The following is a 17,797-nucleotide window of genomic DNA, read 5'->3' as shown; positions in this document are numbered from 1 at the left end:
ATATGAGACCAAAACTACTTTTTATAGAAGACGAGACAGACCTTGGAAACGTAGTGAAACAATACCTCGAGATTATGGGTTTTGAAGTAACATGGTGTACTAATGGCAACAGCGCTTTTGCCGAATTTACAACTCATAAGGGTAAGTTCGATCTTCTTATCATTGATATCCAGTTACCTGACATAAGCGGTTTTGATCTCGCAAAACGAATCCAACAACTCAATCAGGAAACATCCTTCCTTTTCTTAACTGCCCGGAATGAAAAGCAGGATCGGTTGCTTGGATTGAAGATAGGTGCGGATGATTACATATGCAAGCCGTTCGATATAGAAGAGTTCATACTGCGTATTAAGAATATCCTTAGACGAAACTCGCAGACTCATAATGCTCTCAACGTAGAGGATGACTCTGAGGATAATGTATCCATTGGTGACATCATCCTGAAGAAAGACCTTCTTACCCTTACTATTGCTGGAAGAAAGCCCGATTCAATAACCTTACGGGAAGCGGAGCTACTTGAATACCTTTGCAGCCATCCAAATAAGATATTGAAACGTGAATTCATCCTGATTCAGCTATGGGGCCAAAACGACTATTTCCTGGGACGCAGCCTCGACGTCTTCATTTCCAGGCTCCGAAAACTGCTCAAATTTTCTTCGACAGTAAGTATAGACAACGTGTATGGCATTGGTTTCATATTCACGGTCAATAAAAATGTCAAAGCCGGAAGTCAGAAAATCTCTAATCAATAAAGAGCCCCTGCAGCGTGCAGAGGCTCTTTTATATTTAGTTATATCCCGGATTCTGTTTCAAATTCGGATTCAGCTGTATTTGCCTGTCGGGAACACGCATCAATTTCAAATGTTCCTGCAGCGAGGGCTTATGATCCCACCACTCAGCAGTGAGGAATCGCCCAAACCGGATAAGATCCTGCCGGCGCCATCCTTCAAAGAAAAACTCACGGGTCCGCTCATTAAATAACTCATTTATTGTCAATGTCGACGTTGTATAAGCCTCAGCAGGCCAGTCAGCTGCAGAAAATGCACGGCGTTTACAAGTATTGATCAGGTCCACAGCCTCAGCGTTTGCTGTTCCGCCATTCTTTCTCATAATGGCTTCAGCTTTTGCAAAATAAACCCACGTCAACCGGTATATAGCCCAGTCATTACTCATATAATTCGGGTCTGTAGACGCCCCCGGCTTATACTTATTAAACCTGTATCCACTGTTTTCTTCACCCTGCGTCATGTCAGACCGTGTGCTGCCTTCACTGTTACGACGGATATTATCAACAAATTCCAGCGGCTGTCCGCGATACTCCTCGGTTCCCAAAACTGGCTTCGAGGGATCATAAGGAGTTTGACGACCATGTAAGAACCAGGATTCTTTTCTCATATCCGTATTCTTATAATACTGGTCCCAAACACCCGGATTTACTACAACGCCGTCATTCCCATCATGCTCACCGCCATAAATAAACCGTTGGTTAAAATGATAAAAATCGCCCGTCCACTGCGGCTTCCAGCCAATGCCGTCTCTGAATTTATATGCAATCGAAAAAATGATCTCTTTTGACTTATCATTTGTATTATTGTAAGTAGCGGTAATCGTGGGGTCTAGCGCCATCGCGCCTGACTGTCCGCCCGCTTCATTGTTGATCAGCTTATTACAGTACGTAATGCAGTCGTCCCAGCGGGCCGTACCTGTCCAAACTTCCGCATTCAGATACAGCTCTACCAGCATGCCATATGCGGCGGCTTTCGAGATCCGTCCTATATTGTTTGACGAAAGGTTTGGAAGGTTTTCCATGTTTTCGAGGATCTCCTTTTCTATGAAATTAAAGACTTCCGTCCTTGGCTTAGTAGGAGGATCTTTCTCACCAACAACAGTAACAATTGGAATATTACCCCAGAGATCCATCAGTCTCATATGATGAAAAGCCCTAAGCAGCTTCATTTCCCCGATATAAGCGTCCTTCTCTTCCTGTGTAATTCCCATTTCTGCAGCTTCCCGCCGTTCGAGATTCTCGATAGGATCGTTACATAAGCCGAGCCCCCACCACATTAATCTCCATGGCTCCCAAACTGCTTCATCATCATAGATCCAGGTATGGTAATGATCTCTGATCCATTTTCCGTCGTCATAACCATGTCTCCCCTTTTGGGGCCATGATAAAAGGTCTGATGACAATTCACTGATCCGCCACCATCCGTTCTGCCCCGGTGTGATCCAAGCGTTTGCATGAGTGTAAGGTCTCAGAACAGCTGATAACACTTCATTTTTATTATTGTAAAAATTCCCTGTTTCCAGTTTGCTGTATATATTCTCGTCAAGCTTCGTACAGGAGGCCGTTACCATAACAGACATCGCCAGTACCAAATATTTGATATAACTCTTTATTGTTTTCATCTCAAAACTTTTAAAATCCAACCTGAATACCAACTAAAAATGAACGGGTGGCCGGATATGGATTCCTTATGTCCATACCAGGATCAAGTCCATTGTCGTTTACAAAATCAGGGTCATTACCTGTGTAGCTGGTGAACGTGGCAAGGTTCTGACCCGTCGCGTATACCCTTAAATTTTTCACATGAGGTGTCTTCAGTTTAAAGTTATACCCCAGTGTTATTTCGTCGATCTTTACAAAGTCACCTGACTCCAGAAAATAATCAGAGTACATGTATGCCGGCGAATCCGAAGAATTGAGCTGGGCATGACGGGTGAAGGTACTCGTTAACAGGTTGCTTGATGTTGTTTTGTTACCATAGGTCATCTCCATCCGGTTTAGAATATCGAAATCAAACTTACCTCTAAGGAATATCCGCAAATCAAAACTCTTATAGTTGAAAGTATTGGTCCACGATGCATAATAATTTGGAATACCATTGCCTAATACTGCAAGATCGGTATTCGGATCTGTTGGCGACATTATAATCTGATCCGCTGTGACCCTCGAACCGTCCCTCTTAAAGAAAAGCCAGTTCCCTGCATCATCAAAACCGGCGAATCGTTTACCTACGAAATTGCCAATATCATCGCCTTCTCTGGTCCTGATGGCATCCCCCAAAGCCCCTGCTCCTCCAATGCTGCCAAAACTCAAGTCAGAGGTGCGGAATTGAGGACTCGAATACTTATCCATTTTGTTGCTGACAGTACTCGCTGTAACATCCATGCTCCAGGTAAAATCTTTCTTTTTTACTGGCGTAGCGTTTACAGACAGCTCGACTCCACTTTGCGCAATGGTTCCTATATTATAAAACAGCCTTTCAGTAATGTACGAAGGGAGCTGATTCTGCACAGTACCTAGCAAATCCACCGTCTTCCTACTGAAAACATCCAGCGATCCGCCGATCCTGTTTTGAAACAAATTAAAATCAACACCAATATTCAGCTCCCGCTTTTCCTCCCACTTAAGGTCCGGATTGGGATTTCGATCAGGTCCATAGGTTTGCCTCCACACACCGTCGGGGTATAAATAAAAGCCTCCGGTTCCCAAAGTAATCAGCGAAGTATAATTAGCATAACCCGAATTACCTGTCACACCATAACCGGCCCTCAGCTTCAGAAAGTCAATAAATGACACACCCTGCATAAAGTCTTCACGGCTGATATTCCAGCCCACAGATACCGCCGGAAAATTTCCCCATTTATTATTCGCACCGAATCTTGACGACCCTTCTCTCCGCAGGATCACCTGTGCCATATATTTGTCTTTAAACGAATAATTTATTCTTCCAAAAAAAGCGATCAGCGTGTTGTCCTGCTTCTCACTCTGCATCGAAGAAGCGTCAGATTGCTGATACATCCCCGCTCCCATATTGTTATTATCATACTGATCGTTGAAATAACCCGAGTTAGCCATGCCCGAAGTTTCCCATACATTATAACGGTAGCTGTATCCAACAATGCCATTTATCGAGTGGTCATCAATCCTGGTCGAATAGTCAATTGTTGGCTCAAAGGCATAGTCGTTCTCCATTCTGTTACCCTTGAAAGCATATCCGGTACCTCTTGGAACAACATTTCTCCCCCCTTCCGGTGTTATGGTGCCGGCTACCGAAGCCCTTGAGTTAATATCATAGTAAACATTATCAGTATAACTATCTCTTTGCAGAGAGCCGAAAACCGAAGCCTTAAGCCCTTTGACAATATCAAGGGTAAATTTCGCATCGGCAGAACTTGTTTGCTGAGTACGGTTATTCGACTGCTGGTTTAAAACGCTTACAAGGTTATTTGAAGATGTCGTGGTTAGGTCCTCCCAATATGTACCGTTGGCGTTATATATAGGCTGAGTGGGGAGCCGGGTGTAGGCTGTCTCCCAGTTAAGACTGTTGCCAAGCATATTAGCGGTATTGAAATTTGTGGCAAGGTTTATTTGCGCGCTCAACCGGTCATTCAATCCCTTTTGATTAATATTCAGCCTGCCACCATAGTTTTTTCGGCCGCTTTCTTTGGCGATTCCTTTAAGATCCTGAAAAAAGATGCTCGCCCGGTAGCTGGTACTTTTGGTCCCGCCTGATAATGCAAGATTGTGATATTGGCTTACAGGATTGTCGTTTACCACTTCATCAAACATGTTTGTCGAAGCTCCTCCCCAATCTGCATTATCGCGGTTTGCGGGAAGCTGCCCTGCTGCGATCGCTGCTCTCACCTCTTCAGCTGTCATAAAATCATACTTCTTAACCACTGATTCGGTACGGAAGTAAGTTGAATAATCAAACCTGGCCGGACCTTCTTTACCTTTTTTGGTCGTTACCAGTATGACTCCTCCATTTGCCCTGGTGCCATAGATAGCAGCTGCAGAACCATCTTTTAGCACGTCCATCGACTCTATATCGTCCTGCTGCAAAAGGTCGAGGTTTCCCCCCGGAATCCCGTCAATGACTATCAACGGCGACCTGCTGCCCTCTACAGACGTCACTCCTCTGAGCTGTAAGGAAACTCCGGAATTGGGGTTGTTGCTGCTTCTGGTAATGTTAAGTCCGGCTACCTTACCTTGTAAAAGGTCCATGGCATTCCTCGCTCCCCCCTGTCTGAACTCGTCTGCTTTTACGCTCACTGCCGCATTGGTAAGCTTATCACGGGAAATCGAGCCGTAGCCAATTACAACTACTTCTTTCAGATTCTGTGATTCATCTTTCATCACTACATTGATCTCAGTGCGATCGCCTACGGTTACCTGCTGATTAGCAAATCCAATAGCAGTAAACACCAAAACATCCCTTGGGCCTGCCTGAATTACAAAATTACCGTTGACGTCAGTCGACACTCCCTTCTGGCTCCCTTTCACATTTACCGAAACCCCCGGTAAGGGCTGTTTGTCGCTGGAAGCTGTCACTCTTCCTTTGATCTGGTTCTGAGCAAAGGCGTTTATACTGTTTAGCATAAACACTAACAATGCACACAGAAGTGTTACTTTTCTCTTGTGTTTCATAATAGTTGTTTGATTTATTTGAATAGTTTAATAGATGGCGATGTGATCGAAAAATTAAGAGACATAGGAATGTACCGTGGCTGGCTCCTGTAGCCACCACTTTATACCTTTTCTAAAACGCTCGTTATTCTTATTTATATTTCTTCATATAGCAGACATAGTTTTCATAGGTGAAACAGGTTAAACGATTTAGCAAATGTATATTTTTTTCGATAAAGTGCGAAAATTTAAAAAAAAGCGACAAGACACACTCCTATAGTAACTAAAAGCTGTTCTACTTTGAAGATTTCCTAAGCTCTAAAGTTGTCTTTAATATAAGTGATTCAGGTTTTTTTAGCTTCGACGGCGACTTCAATCCCTTGAGCAACAAATTGATAACCTCACCAGAAATCTCTTGAATAGGCTGTTTAATGGCTGTAATAGAAGGGTTGCTTAATTCGAAAACATCATGATCATCAAATGCTATTACTGCCAGATCTGACGGTATTTTCAGTCCAAGGTTATAGATGGCACGTAGTCCGCTTACGGCGAGGTAGTTCGTACCGAACAACACTGCATCTACTTCCTTTTTTCTGCTTAAAAAAGCCGATACATGTTTAATAATATCATCAGGATCATTGCTGTAAGGAATTTCCTTTATATGCTGATTCATCTGGTGTTCAGCAAGTGCACTCTCATATCCCTGCATACGCTCCTGCATCTGGGATTGGAGTGAATACAGCGTGATAAAGGCTATGTTTTTGTACCCCTTCCTGATAAGGTAATTTATAGCATGATAAGTACTGCCATAATTATCAATACCAACATAGTCAGTATGAACACCAGGCAGGTTACGGTCAAACAGGACGACCGGCGATCCTGAGCTTATAAGTGTATTTATTTCTTCCTCCACCCCGTCGGGCGGGGCTATGATATATCCATCCACATGCCTTTCCTGGAACATCTGGATCAAATCCTTTGTCTTCTCTGTATCGTTATCCGTACTGCAGTAGAGGATCTTATATCCATTCTTATAGGCATTATCTTCAATCATCCTCGCAATATTAGCGAAGAAGGGATTGGAAATATCTTCTACCATCAGTCCGATCGTGTTCGATTTACCGGTCCTTAAGCTTCTGGCAAGAGAATTAGGCTTATATCCAACCTCCGCTATATATTTCTGAACACGCTGTACAAGCTCTTCGCTGATCCGCTTTTCTTCAGCGCGGCCATTCAAAATAAAAGAAACGGTAGTGACCGATATGTTCAGGCTTCTTGCAATATCACTAATGGAAAGTTTTTTCTTCACTTTAACGATTTAATGGAGTCCAAATATAATATTTAATAGTTATTCTTTATCAATATCACAGCGATGCCCCTTAGCTTATGGTGCATCGCTGTGATGCAAATCGGACTGCCATTTATGAATCAACATTCACCGTTTCCGTTAAATCAGACAAGCAAGTGAGGTCTTTCTTTATACGTTTTCCATAAGAACTCACCAAAAATAGTGTTGGCCCATGCAAACCATGAACGGGTGAAATTCTTCGGATCGTCTTTAAAGAACGTCTCATGCATAAAACCTGTACCTCCGTGCGTCGTCCTCAGCACTTCCACACAACGCTTAATCTCTGCGTCATCGGTGCTGGTAAGACCATAGATGATAATACTCAAAGGCCAGATCATGCCATCTCTTTCCACGTGCGGACCGCCATATCCTTCTCCTGCTGTTCCTTTGTAGAAGTAAGGGTTATCTTCCGACCAGATAAACTTGCGCGTATTCTGATAAACTGCATCGCTGGTTTCGACGGCCTTCAAATAAGGTAACGACATCAGACTTGGCACGTTTGCATCATCCATAAAGAGCTGATTCCCGTATCCGTCAACCTCGAATGCATATATCTTACCATACTTTTTGTGGTCGGCCGTCGCATAAAGCTTTAATGCCTGTTCAACTTCAGTAGCAAGCGCTGTTAATTCGCCGGCAGTTTTGCTGTCTTTAGCTATCGCCTCCATCATTTCTGCAGCTTCTTTAAGACTTACCACTGCAAAGAAATTGGACGGTATCAGAAACTGGTATAACGTCGCATCATCACTCGGCCTGAATGCAGAACAAATCAGTCCAACTGGTTTTACAGGAAAGCCATATCCGGCCATCGGCTGTGTATCCGACGCCTTCGGCGTACTGCGCTGAAATTTATACGGTCCTTTATTCTCTTTTTTCTGTTGCTCTTTGAAGGTCTTCAGTATCGCCTTAATAGCGGCCTGCCATTGTTCACCGAACGGTTTCGTGTCGCCGCTGCTTTTCCAGTAGTGATATCCAAGCCGGATAGGATAACAAAGAGAGTCGATCTCCCATTTCCTTTCATGAACACCGGGTTTCATGTCGGTATGATCGGTAGACCATTCCCCTTTCTTATTGGGATCATGATAAAAGGCATTAGCATAAGGATCTTTGAGGATATATGTCACCTGGCGGTTAATTACCCCAGCTATCAGCTGCTGAAGTGGTTTATCCTGTTTTATAAACTGCATATATGGCCAAACCTGTGCCGTACTGTCGCGCATCCACATCGCATCAATATCTCCTGTAATTACGTATGTATCAGGCACTCCATTGTTAACCTCCGGAAAAACGGTAGTATCGAGCGTATTTGGGAAGCAGTTCTCAAACAACCAGCCCAGCTCCTCATTCTTTACATTCTTTTTAAATTCAGCGATAGCTTTTTCAACTGCTTTACTGGTGAACTTCCTGGATGCCGGAGCAGTTCTTACCACTGGAAATGCAGGCGGAGTAGCAAAAGCAAAATTGTTGCTTAGAACAAACCCGGCACCTAATGCCCCTGCGCTCTTAATAAAGGTTCTTCTTTTCATATATATTCTATCAATGTGTTAGCTAGTTAATTTAACAGAGCAAAGGCACACCAAAGAACAGGAGCCTGTCCGTGCATATCGCCGGTAATACGCTTCCTGTCCAGGTAGTACTGTCTGCTACTCGTGCGAGCCATCCCTTTTTGTTACCCTCCAAATGTATTTCATCAAATAATTAATAAAACAGTTTAATCTAAATTGGTTATGGCATTCTAATAAATGCCATAACCAAACATACATAACTAAATTGTTTTAGCAAACTATTGAATCCAAAATTTTACAATCCTGGTCTAAAAAACTGGAAGTAAAGGTGATACGCCTCAACAAGAGTTTGATGATGTGGCAATAAGAACTATCCGTTATATCTATCCTTCCTTTGATTAATTGTCACCAGTCTTTTGCATATTAAATTCCGCTTCGTTCGATTCTGAAAGAATAAACGTGAGCGTTACCCGCCGGAATTTCATATTCTTTTAAAGGGCCCGGGCCGCAGCTTGCATTCCCGATTCCCCTTTGCATGTAATCGAGATATAAGATCGTTTCCGGTTTCTTGATCCCCGAATGTTTAAATGCATGAACAGCATTCCAAAGATCCTGCTCAAGATAATGCATCGCACTAATGTTCATCTTATCTTTTGAAAAGATCTTTATACCCTCTTTGCTTGCATTGGTTAGCTTGCACCAGCGTACATCTTCGCGGTTGCCCATGCTTTGCGACCTCACATAATACTCTTCCATGGCATCCACCGTATTGTTATATACGCCGAAATAAGCAGAAGCTTTGCGGTCTGCATAGTTTTCATGCGGACCACGACCATACCATTCCACCTGTTCCATCTCGGGGATCAGCGACATCTGCAGCCCTAGTCGCGGCACATGGTATGCATCTTTGGTATTGTCGAAGGTCGCTTCAACATCAATAACACCTCCCGGCGAAATTAAATAGTTAACCGAATAAGAAACCGTGCCCTGTTTCTCACCAGGGATAACAGCAGTATACCTTGTTCTCACGATTACCGTCTTGCCATCCTGAGAAGGCAGGTACGTAAACCCTTCAAGCTTTATCTTTGGTTCAACAAACTTACGCGGATCGTTATTTATGCTCCTATACCAGTTGAACGCCAGACCTCTCCCCTCATGGATCATTTCTTTGCGGGCGTATTTCAGTGAAACAAGCAAACCCGTCGTCCTGTCAAACTGCACGTCAGAATCACTTCCCGAAATGTTCACGATATTTTCTCTTTCAGAAGCATAAAGTCTTTCTACACCTAGAGTATCAACCGCCGCAAGTGCTGGCCGCGGGGTTAAGGCAAACTGGGCGGAAGCTACCACATGACCCGGCTCAGCCCAAAGCGCCTCTTTGGCCAGTTTAAACTCGAGGTTGAGGAAATATTCACTTCCGCTCTCAAATCTGTTGATAAAAGGAATCACCAGTTCCACCGAATCATCAGGCCTGACATCCTGCGGCACGATAGCACCCGAATCTACCACTCTGCCATCTTTCAAAACGCTCCATTTTAAATCAAACTGTTTAAGGTTGATAAAATCATAGCGGTTAATGATCTTCATACTGCCTACCGAAAGGTCAACAGGCACCATCTTAATGTACTGGTAAACCTTCTTTACCTCCAGCATCTTTGCCGTAGCCCTGCGGTCGGGCGTGGTAATTCCATTATTGCAAAAGTCGAAATCATTGGGCTTGTCACCAAAATCACCGCCAAAATAATACCGGTCCTTAGGTTCCCCCGTCTTGTTTAAACCCTGGTCTACCCAATCCCAGATACAGCCGCCAATCATACGCTGCGATTTATTTTCGATGTAATCCCAGTATTCAGAAAGATTACCAATAGCATTCCCCATAGCATGAGCATACTCACAGAGGAAAAATGGCTTATCCGTATTTTGCCGGTCAACAGAAGTCATGTAGTCTATTGACGGATACATCCTCGAATCCATGTCTGCAGCGTTGTTCTTTCCTTCGTAATGGACGATTAAGGTACTGTCGATCTTCTTGATCTCTTTATACACTGCATCAAAATTTGTTCCTGATCCGCTCTCATTCCCCATCGACCAAAACACCACAGAAGGGTGGTTCTTGTGCTCTTCTACGTTCCTCACATTCCGGTCGGTAAAGGCCGGAAGCCAGCTGGGCATCCTGCTGATCGAGTTATTTCCATGACATTCAAGGTCCGCTTCAGACATCGTATATAGCCCGTAATAATCGAACATCGCATACATCTTCGGATCGTTGGGATAATGACTGGTCCGGATAGTGTTAATATTAGCCTTCTTCATGAGCAGGATATCCTGAATCATTGATTCCACAGGAACGGCTTTCCCCAACTGCGGATGAATATCGTGGCGGTTAGTTCCTTTAAAGAACACCTGTTTACCGTTAACCAGTACCCGTTTATTCTTAATTTCTACTTTGCGGAAACCGAATTTTGACGAAATAACTTCAAGCGTATTCCCGGTCTCATCATTCAGCGTAAATATAGCCGTGTAGAGATCAGGCGTTTCTGCCGACCAGAGCTGTGGATTTTTAACTGTGGCATTCAGGTTATACCCCTTTTCCCCTGCTTTTTCGATAGAAGAAAGAGGCTGTTTTAATGTAAGTACTTCTTTCCCTTTAGGATCAAGTACCGAAACCTGAAGTTCCCCGGATTTCAAGGCCTGTTTTCCCATATTCCTGACAGAAATTTTGGCGTTAAAAACCGAAGAAGAGAAATCCTGTCCACTGAAATCGGTTTTCACATAATAATCCCGGATATGAACTTCCGGCAAAGCATAAACAGAAACGTCTCTATGGATGCCGCTTAGCCTGAACATATCCTGATCCTCTATATAACTTCCATCACTCCAGCGATATACCTCAACAGCAAGGGTATTCTCTCCTGCTTGGGCATAATTAGTCACGTCAAATTCGGCAGCGTTATTAGCGCCCTCACTGTAGCCAACCTTTTTACCATTTACCCATACATACATGGCGCTATAAACGCCCTCAAACCGGAGATAGATCCTTTTCCCCGCCCAGTTTTCCGGAATGGAAAAGCTTCTTCTGTATGACCCTACCGGATTCGGCTCCTTTTCGTTGGTATAACCCGGCTCTGGCTTAATGAAAGGCGGATCGTTTTTAAAAGGATAGGTAATATTGGTATAGATTGGTGTACCATAGCCGTGCATCTCCCAGTTGGATGGCACCTGAATTTCTTTCCACGACGAAACGTCGTATTCTGGCTTATAAAATTCAAGAGGTCTTTCCGAAGGTTGCTTTACCCAGTTAAATTTCCAGTTTCCGTTTAAAGACTGATACAAAGACGACTTGGTTTTTTCCCAGGGAGTTTTGTAAGTCGGATCGTTTTTAAGCTCTTCTGCAGATGCAAAAGGGATATAGGAAACGTGGGCAGGTTCCTTGTTTACCCCAAAGATCTCTTCATTCTCCCATTCCGTCAGTCCAACTCTCTTTGGAATATGAATTTTTGCGGTAAATTCCTTTATTTGCCATTCCTGGTTCGGGTCATCCGCATTAGCCGGCATCTGGAATAACTTTATTTCCCCGCGCGCATCAGCTTTAAACGACAAATTGAAACCCGATGCCTGCGACGTTATCGTATAGCTGTCCTTGTCCTTTTTAACAATTTTCCATTGCTGATTTTCATTATAGTCATCCCTATCCCATAATACCACTGCATTCCCGCTTCCCGAGCGCTTATTAGCATTATCCAGGCTTCGAAAGCTTACCGGGCTTGTAATAATATAAGAACCTTTTTCATTTTCGCTAAGTAACCATATCTGTCCGGTGCTTCCCTTATCGGTCTTTGCGAGATAAAGCTCCGAATTATTCTCGTTGGCACCTCGGGTATCGGCCGCTAAGCCTTTTTTGTTAATTAGTTTATAATATACCCCGCTTTTAAAGTTTTGAGAAAATAAGTTCGCTGGCTGAACAAATGTAATTGCCAGTATAGCGTATAAAAAGATTTTCAGTTTCATTTGAATCTATAATCCCCTGCGGATAACTCCCTGAAACACAGCACCCATCTCTACACCTGCAGTTCAAACAAATATAGCCCACCCAATCGATTTAGCAAAAAAAAAGAAAATTCAGACGCCGAACCGGGTGATTTCATGGTTAGCTAAACTGATACATAACAAGTGGTACAAATTACCTGGTACTCTTTACTTTTTATAAAACTATAAGCTACTTAGCCTTTCATTATACGTGTCAATAATGTGTTGCTGTTTTCAGTTTGCAACTGAAGCTTCCCGATAAGACTTTTGTACCTTCGTGTATCTGCAAAAGATCCATTTTATTCAGCGTTCTGGTTCCGAATGTAAGTCAGTACTTTACAGATAGCAGCCCGTGGCAAAATTACATCTTCGTCCAGCCATCCTTATCCTTTGTCTTCTCCTTCGCCACTGTTGGGCTCTTCCCCTTTGCCTGTTTCAGCCTTTGCCTTTGCAGCTTGTTATAGGCCTTGCTGTTTAACCCGACCTTTCGCCAGCCTGAATCCGGTGCCCATGATTCGTATTTGGATACCCGGATGATCTGCGGTGGTTCCTCATACGGCGTTTCCCGATCAGCACGGATAAAGCTCCCGATGATCTCTGTTGAACTGTGTTTTGAACGGTCCTGTACGATCTCCAGGATCCCGTTATTGTTCCGGTAGTATTTCAGAGAGAACCCCACCAGAAGTAAACATCCTTCCGGTACGTCCGACTCAAACGTCCATTCGGTGGCCTCCTGACGCCCGGTAATCAGTTTCACTTCCAGCTTCTCTTCTCCAAGGCTCTTGTACCGGCTGTTCTTAAAGTCGAAGGCGATCACCTGGGCCTTGATGATGCAATAGCTGCAACTGGAGGATGGCGTCAGGTCTTTTAGATACGCGAACGACGGAAAGCTCACCCGGATCGTTCCCTTTTCATCCATCCCCACCTCCGGTGTCAGCTTCCACTGGTTGCGCAGAGGGGCCGCCGCATTGAACTCGAAGCCCTTCAGCCTGCTGATATCTCCGCCGGTGATCTCCCTTTGTCCCCGAGGCCTGTCGTCCTTGCCGATCACTTCGGTAAGTGTTCTGACCATCCTGTTCATCATCCTGCCATCATACTCATACCCGTACAGGTTCCCAAAGGCATACCGAAGCATCTTGCCTGCTGTACTGGCCAGACCAAACTCGGCGCTGCTCTCCCGCGTGGCCTCCGTTTGACGGACCGTGCCCCGGCCTGGCTTAGATTGTATAATGTTGCGGTTGCCGACCTTGCGGAATGCGTAATTCCCTACGCTTCCCCTTAAATATTTGCCTTGTATGATTGCCATGCCCGTTTTGGTTTAGATGAACATCGGTTTGGTTTATGAAGCTAATTTAAGAATACTGAAAATTAAAACATAAAAATTTGAAATCTTTTTTCTTTAAAGATTAAACCACTTTCTCCTGAAAGAGAGCGGATTAGCTCTGCAGGTGCAGCAAGGCGATCTAAAAACGGGCTGTATAAAGGTATAAACAACGTTTGGACTGCATTTCAGCCTTTGCGGTCAAACAATATAAAAACTATGTTAAAAGTCCGTGTTTTAATGCCAAAACACGGACTTTTAACGCACTCATCACGTAATATGGACGCTAACGTAGTGACTGGATTTAAAAAGAGTTACATGCTGGGTACAGGCCGGTTTAAAACCGGACCCAGGTAGGGTATAGTATTATTTATAAAGCGATCGAACAGGATCTTTGATATCGTCCATACGGTTTGACGTATGGACGATATCAAAGATTAGTTTAAGGTAACACGGATCGTCATCCCGGTGGTATTAAAGCCCTCTGTTACCACATCTACTTGCTTGCCGGCAAAAGAGTCGGCAGGAATTTCAATTGTAACGGTTTTCGACTCACCCGGCAACAGGGAGAAAAAGTTATCGCTATAAAAAGCAGGCTTTACGATAGCGCCTTTTGCATCCTTAAGCTTTAAACGGGTAAAGAATGCAAGTGCATTGCCCGAATTGGAGATGGTAACATCAATCAGCGATTTACCGGCAGCCTTTCTGGCACCTGCCTTTATTTTCAATTCAGTAGCCGGCAGTTTATTAATATCCGAAAATCCAGAAACAGCCGGACCGGTTATTGTCCATGCGCCTTTATACTGATCTTTCGAGCGCCAGTAAAAAGCATCGCTTACAACCTTCCCGGCAGCATCTTTCAATTGCAGCTTAATAAAGTGAACCTGCGATATGTTATCCGGAAAATCAATCTTAAGGGCGTCATTTACTACGCCGTCTGAAGGGATGTCGATAACCTTCGACTGGTTAAAGACCGCCTTCGAGTTCAGATCATATACAGTAGCCTCCACACTATACTTACTGAAAGCGAGGCGATAATCGTTATACACGGATACCGTATTCTTTAAGTAATCAAATTGCGGGTGCAGAGGGGCCAATCCATTCTGAGAGTAATACAGAGCTGCTGTTGGTTCAAGCGACCAGTCGTACAGGCGGCTGCCTGTCTGGGGCAGCGGACTGTTATGATACCAGAATAAAAACCCGGAGGCAAAACGGTCGCCGTAGTTAAACTTGTTATAATTCCATACCTCCCAGATAGCCCTGAAGTTCAGCGCACCCACCAATTGCGCTTTACGCGCATACTCGGCAATAGACGAAGATTTTCCGAATTCTTCTACCGCCTGGCGATATTTAGTCGTTATCTGGTGAAAGCCTCCGCCGTCCAGGTAGTTCCATACGGTATCATTGGCCGGCCATAAGTCTTTTGCAGGCATCATTTCCTGAAGGGACTCGAGGGTTGGCAAACAAGGTGCCCCATATTCAGGATTAAATCCATCTACCCTGCTGCCTCGCGGAGATGCGGTATTCTCAAAATACTGCATAGGGTTTTCGTATTTATAGGGACTGCCATCATGGATTCCGCAGCACTCACTTTGCACCTGATAGCCAATTGTACTGTCAAGGCGGTGGATCAACTCTCCGGCACCCTTCAGCTCGGTCGACTCGTTCGCCGAAACATAATAGGCCGAAGATGCGTGTGAGCGAATTCTCTTGATAGTATTTTCAAGATTCTTAAAATACAGAGCGGTGTCGACGGGGAACCGGGTGTCTCCGGTGATCCAGAATTCCGACCAAACCATCAGTCCCAGTTCATCACACAGCTGGTAAAAATAGTCCGACTCGGCAATGCCGCCGCCCCATAAGCGGATCAGGTTAATGCCGGCCTGCCGCGTATATCTCAATTCGGTATAGGTACGTTTTTCTGTATTACGCAGCATCGCCTCGGGAACCCAGTTGGTGCCTCTTATGAATACAGGATGCCCGTTGACATAAAACCTCCGGGATTTATCAGGCGTATTCTGATCTGAACTTATTTCCCGGATGCCAAAACGGGTTTTCGCTGTGTGGCTCACCTGGTTGGCAGCGTTTACAAATTTCAGGTTAAGCGTATAGAGATTGGGCTTCCCTTTGTTCACGGGCCACCAGAGCTTAGGATTTTTAATTACCAGTTGTTTGTATTGCTCCGGACGGAATATCACCGTTTTCCGTTCATGAGGGGCAAGATGAACCGCCTGCTGAAAGCTGACGCCGTTCTCGCTGATCAGGCCTGAAACCGTCCCTTTCTGCGCTTTTGAAGTGGCATTAACAACTTCAACAGAAACTATTTCGCGCGAAGAGGTGGTATCAGGAAGTGGCAGCTTCGACTGAACAAAGGCATTTTCAAGCAGCACGTCGCCTGTGGCGTAGACTTCTACGTCTTTCCAGATTCCGGTGTTACGATCCCGGATACCATCAGGCGATGTAAAATCCCAGCCTACACTCATCAGCATCGTGACATTCTTACCAATCTCGCCATCTCCCCCATTCTTGTTCTCTCCGACAGCACCCTGACGATTGTTATTTGCGCGGTTGCTTGTGCCGGGGACGTCGACCGGAAGGACATTTACTGCCAGTACATTTTTTGATTGCAAAGAGGCAATGGCTGTGATATCGAAGCTTTGTGAATTGAACATGCCGGCCATATTGCCCAGTTTCTTACCATTCAGCCAAATTTCCGAACGGTAATTTATCCCGTGGAATTTCAGCCAGATCCTCTTGCCTGCAAAAGCTGCGGGAACCGAAAATTCGGTTCTGAACCAGTAGTTATAGAAGTCCCTGCCAGCCTGGGAAATATCCGGGATAAGATTTCTCTCTTTGCGGTTATTGTCGCCATAATAGGGTTCGGGATAAACTTTATTACTCACCAGCGTATTCAAAACAGTTCCCGGTACAATGGCAGGATACCAATCATTACTTCTGTAGTCAGCTTTTGACAATACAGCGCCTCCGCCCTTTACGTCCCCCGCTTTTCTAATTTTCCATTCGAACTTTCCGTTAAAGCCTTTTTGAGACCTCAGGAAGATAGAGTTTTCGGAGGAAGCGTTGCTAAGCGAGGCGCTTGTCTGCGCATTAAGACTTGCACGAACCAAAAGAAATAAAAACAGTAGTACTGAATGGTATCTATTCACTTTATAAAAATTTATATATTATCTGATTAGTTTCATGCATTATTTTCGCCTTTGGACAAAGTCGATAGCGTTCATATTTACATATGTGCCGGTAAATATTTGAACGATCCTAATTGGACGAAGGAATGTGTATAGTTCCTTTAATTCAAGACTTGCCCCGACCGCCAAAGTAAAACAATGTATTCTTTATAATTTATTCAACATTTTGCCGATTTATCTCAGATTCAAACATTGATGGATACTTATTATCCGCTATTTGGAACTGCTCAGCAATCTTTTTAAATAGCCAGGATAGCTTTCGACCGGCCCATCACCGTGGGTGATACTGTCGCCAAAGCAAACGATATTCGTTTTAGGAAGGTCATGATATAGGATATAATCATAGACCGAAAGGCCAATAAACCGGTAACCATTGGCGGTTGGATGAAGCCCGTCGGTCTTGTTGCTATTCGCTTCATTTTTTATAAGCGAGTCTTTGTCTGTGCCTATCTTTCCAACAGCTTCAAACCGCATACCCAGATCGAGAAGGTGTGTTTTATGCTTTTTTGCCGCCCGTTTTATCACTTCGATAACCTGTGCCCTCCGTTTTACAGGTCCTTCCGGCTCGTAAAAAGCCGCGGGATGCCGCGTCATCAAATAAGGTTCATAGAACGGAAGAATAGTCATCAATAAAACTTTGCTTCCTTTATCCTTAATACCGGTAATAATCTGAGAGAGATTCTTTTCATATTGGTCAAGCGGAACGTACTTCCTGCTGTTCATATCATTTGTTCCAATCATCAGAACGGTGAGCTTCGGCTTATGAGCGTAGCAATCCTTCTCTATCCGGTTTAACAGATCGACGGTATTGTTACCACCGACGCCCGAATTGATAACGACCGGCTCATTCGTTTCCGGTTGCGAAACAAACCCGGTTGATATTTCCTCAATGGTTGACGCCCCGGCTTTGAGGACCGCGATACCCGCTGCCGATGTCAATATGCTTTTTAATACTTGTCTTCTTTGCATCTGTAATTT

The 17,797-nt window shown here is 44.3% G+C and carries 9 protein-coding genes; 1 reads left to right on the top strand and 8 read right to left on the bottom strand.

Annotated features, from left to right (window positions below; translation table 11 throughout):
- Positions 1-2 precede the first annotated feature (2 nt).
- Positions 3-752 carry a response regulator transcription factor gene (locus BDE36_RS09250; protein ID WP_141814642.1) on the top strand — a complete coding sequence of 250 codons (750 nt, stop codon included), beginning with the start codon at positions 3-5 and terminating at the stop codon, positions 750-752.
- A gap of 34 nt (positions 753-786) precedes the next feature.
- Here the strand turns inward: BDE36_RS09250 and BDE36_RS09245 are convergent, their stop codons facing one another.
- The 8 genes from BDE36_RS09245 to BDE36_RS09210 all read right to left on the bottom strand — a co-directional run bounded on the left by BDE36_RS09245 (position 787) and on the right by BDE36_RS09210 (position 17,788).
- Positions 787-2,409 carry a RagB/SusD family nutrient uptake outer membrane protein gene (locus BDE36_RS09245; RefSeq protein WP_141814641.1) on the bottom strand — a complete coding sequence of 541 codons (1,623 nt, stop codon included), beginning with the start codon at positions 2,407-2,409 and terminating at the stop codon, positions 787-789.
- 10 nt (positions 2,410-2,419) lie between these two features.
- Positions 2,420-5,434, bottom strand: coding sequence for a SusC/RagA family TonB-linked outer membrane protein (locus BDE36_RS09240; RefSeq protein ID WP_202618214.1), 3,015 nt, complete (start codon positions 5,432-5,434; stop codon positions 2,420-2,422).
- Between the two features lie 274 nt (positions 5,435-5,708).
- A complete protein-coding gene (locus BDE36_RS09235) occupies positions 5,709-6,722 on the bottom strand; it encodes a LacI family DNA-binding transcriptional regulator (protein WP_141814640.1) in 1,014 nt (337 codons plus the stop codon).
- Positions 6,723-6,865: 143 nt separating this feature from the next.
- Positions 6,866-8,287, bottom strand: a complete 1,422-nt coding sequence (locus tag BDE36_RS09230; RefSeq protein ID WP_128769303.1) for a glycoside hydrolase family 125 protein — start codon at positions 8,285-8,287, stop codon at positions 6,866-6,868.
- A 402-nt stretch (positions 8,288-8,689) separates the two neighbouring features.
- Positions 8,690-12,274, bottom strand: coding sequence for a glycoside hydrolase family 2 TIM barrel-domain containing protein (locus tag BDE36_RS09225; RefSeq protein ID WP_141814639.1), 3,585 nt, complete (start codon positions 12,272-12,274; stop codon positions 8,690-8,692).
- Positions 12,275-12,653: 379 nt separating this feature from the next.
- Positions 12,654-13,598 carry a hypothetical protein gene (locus tag BDE36_RS09220; protein ID WP_141814638.1) on the bottom strand — a complete coding sequence of 315 codons (945 nt, stop codon included), beginning with the start codon at positions 13,596-13,598 and terminating at the stop codon, positions 12,654-12,656.
- A gap of 452 nt (positions 13,599-14,050) precedes the next feature.
- The gene (locus tag BDE36_RS09215; protein ID WP_141814637.1) at positions 14,051-16,780 is read right to left on the bottom strand and encodes a glycoside hydrolase family 2 protein; all 2,730 of its coding nucleotides are present in this window, start codon (positions 16,778-16,780) and stop codon (positions 14,051-14,053) included.
- Positions 16,781-17,032: 252 nt separating this feature from the next.
- Complete coding sequence (locus BDE36_RS09210; protein WP_141814636.1) at positions 17,033-17,788, bottom strand: SGNH/GDSL hydrolase family protein; 756 nt, start codon at positions 17,786-17,788, stop codon at positions 17,033-17,035.
- Positions 17,789-17,797 lie beyond the last annotated feature (9 nt).

It is taken from the genome of Arcticibacter tournemirensis, assembly GCF_006716645.1.
GTDB classification, from domain to species: Bacteria; Bacteroidota; Bacteroidia; order Sphingobacteriales; family Sphingobacteriaceae; genus Arcticibacter; species Arcticibacter tournemirensis.
The sequence above is the reverse complement of the archived record's forward strand: the minus strand, read 5'-3'. Positions and strand labels throughout refer to the sequence as shown.

Coding starts and splice junctions, on each gene's coding strand:
- BDE36_RS09250 (WP_141814642.1), top strand. CDS start 3: ATGAGACCAAAACTACTTTTTATAGAAGACGAGACAGACCTTGGAAAC.
- BDE36_RS09245 (WP_141814641.1), bottom strand. CDS start 2,409: ATGAAAACAATAAAGAGTTATATCAAATATTTGGTACTGGCGATGTCT.
- BDE36_RS09240 (WP_202618214.1), bottom strand. CDS start 5,434: ATGAAACACAAGAGAAAAGTAACACTTCTGTGTGCATTGTTAGTGTTT.
- BDE36_RS09230 (WP_128769303.1), bottom strand. CDS start 8,287: ATGAAAAGAAGAACCTTTATTAAGAGCGCAGGGGCATTAGGTGCCGGG.
- BDE36_RS09225 (WP_141814639.1), bottom strand. CDS start 12,274: ATGAAACTGAAAATCTTTTTATACGCTATACTGGCAATTACATTTGTT.
- BDE36_RS09220 (WP_141814638.1), bottom strand. CDS start 13,598: ATGGCAATCATACAAGGCAAATATTTAAGGGGAAGCGTAGGGAATTAC.
- BDE36_RS09210 (WP_141814636.1), bottom strand. CDS start 17,788: ATGCAAAGAAGACAAGTATTAAAAAGCATATTGACATCGGCAGCGGGT.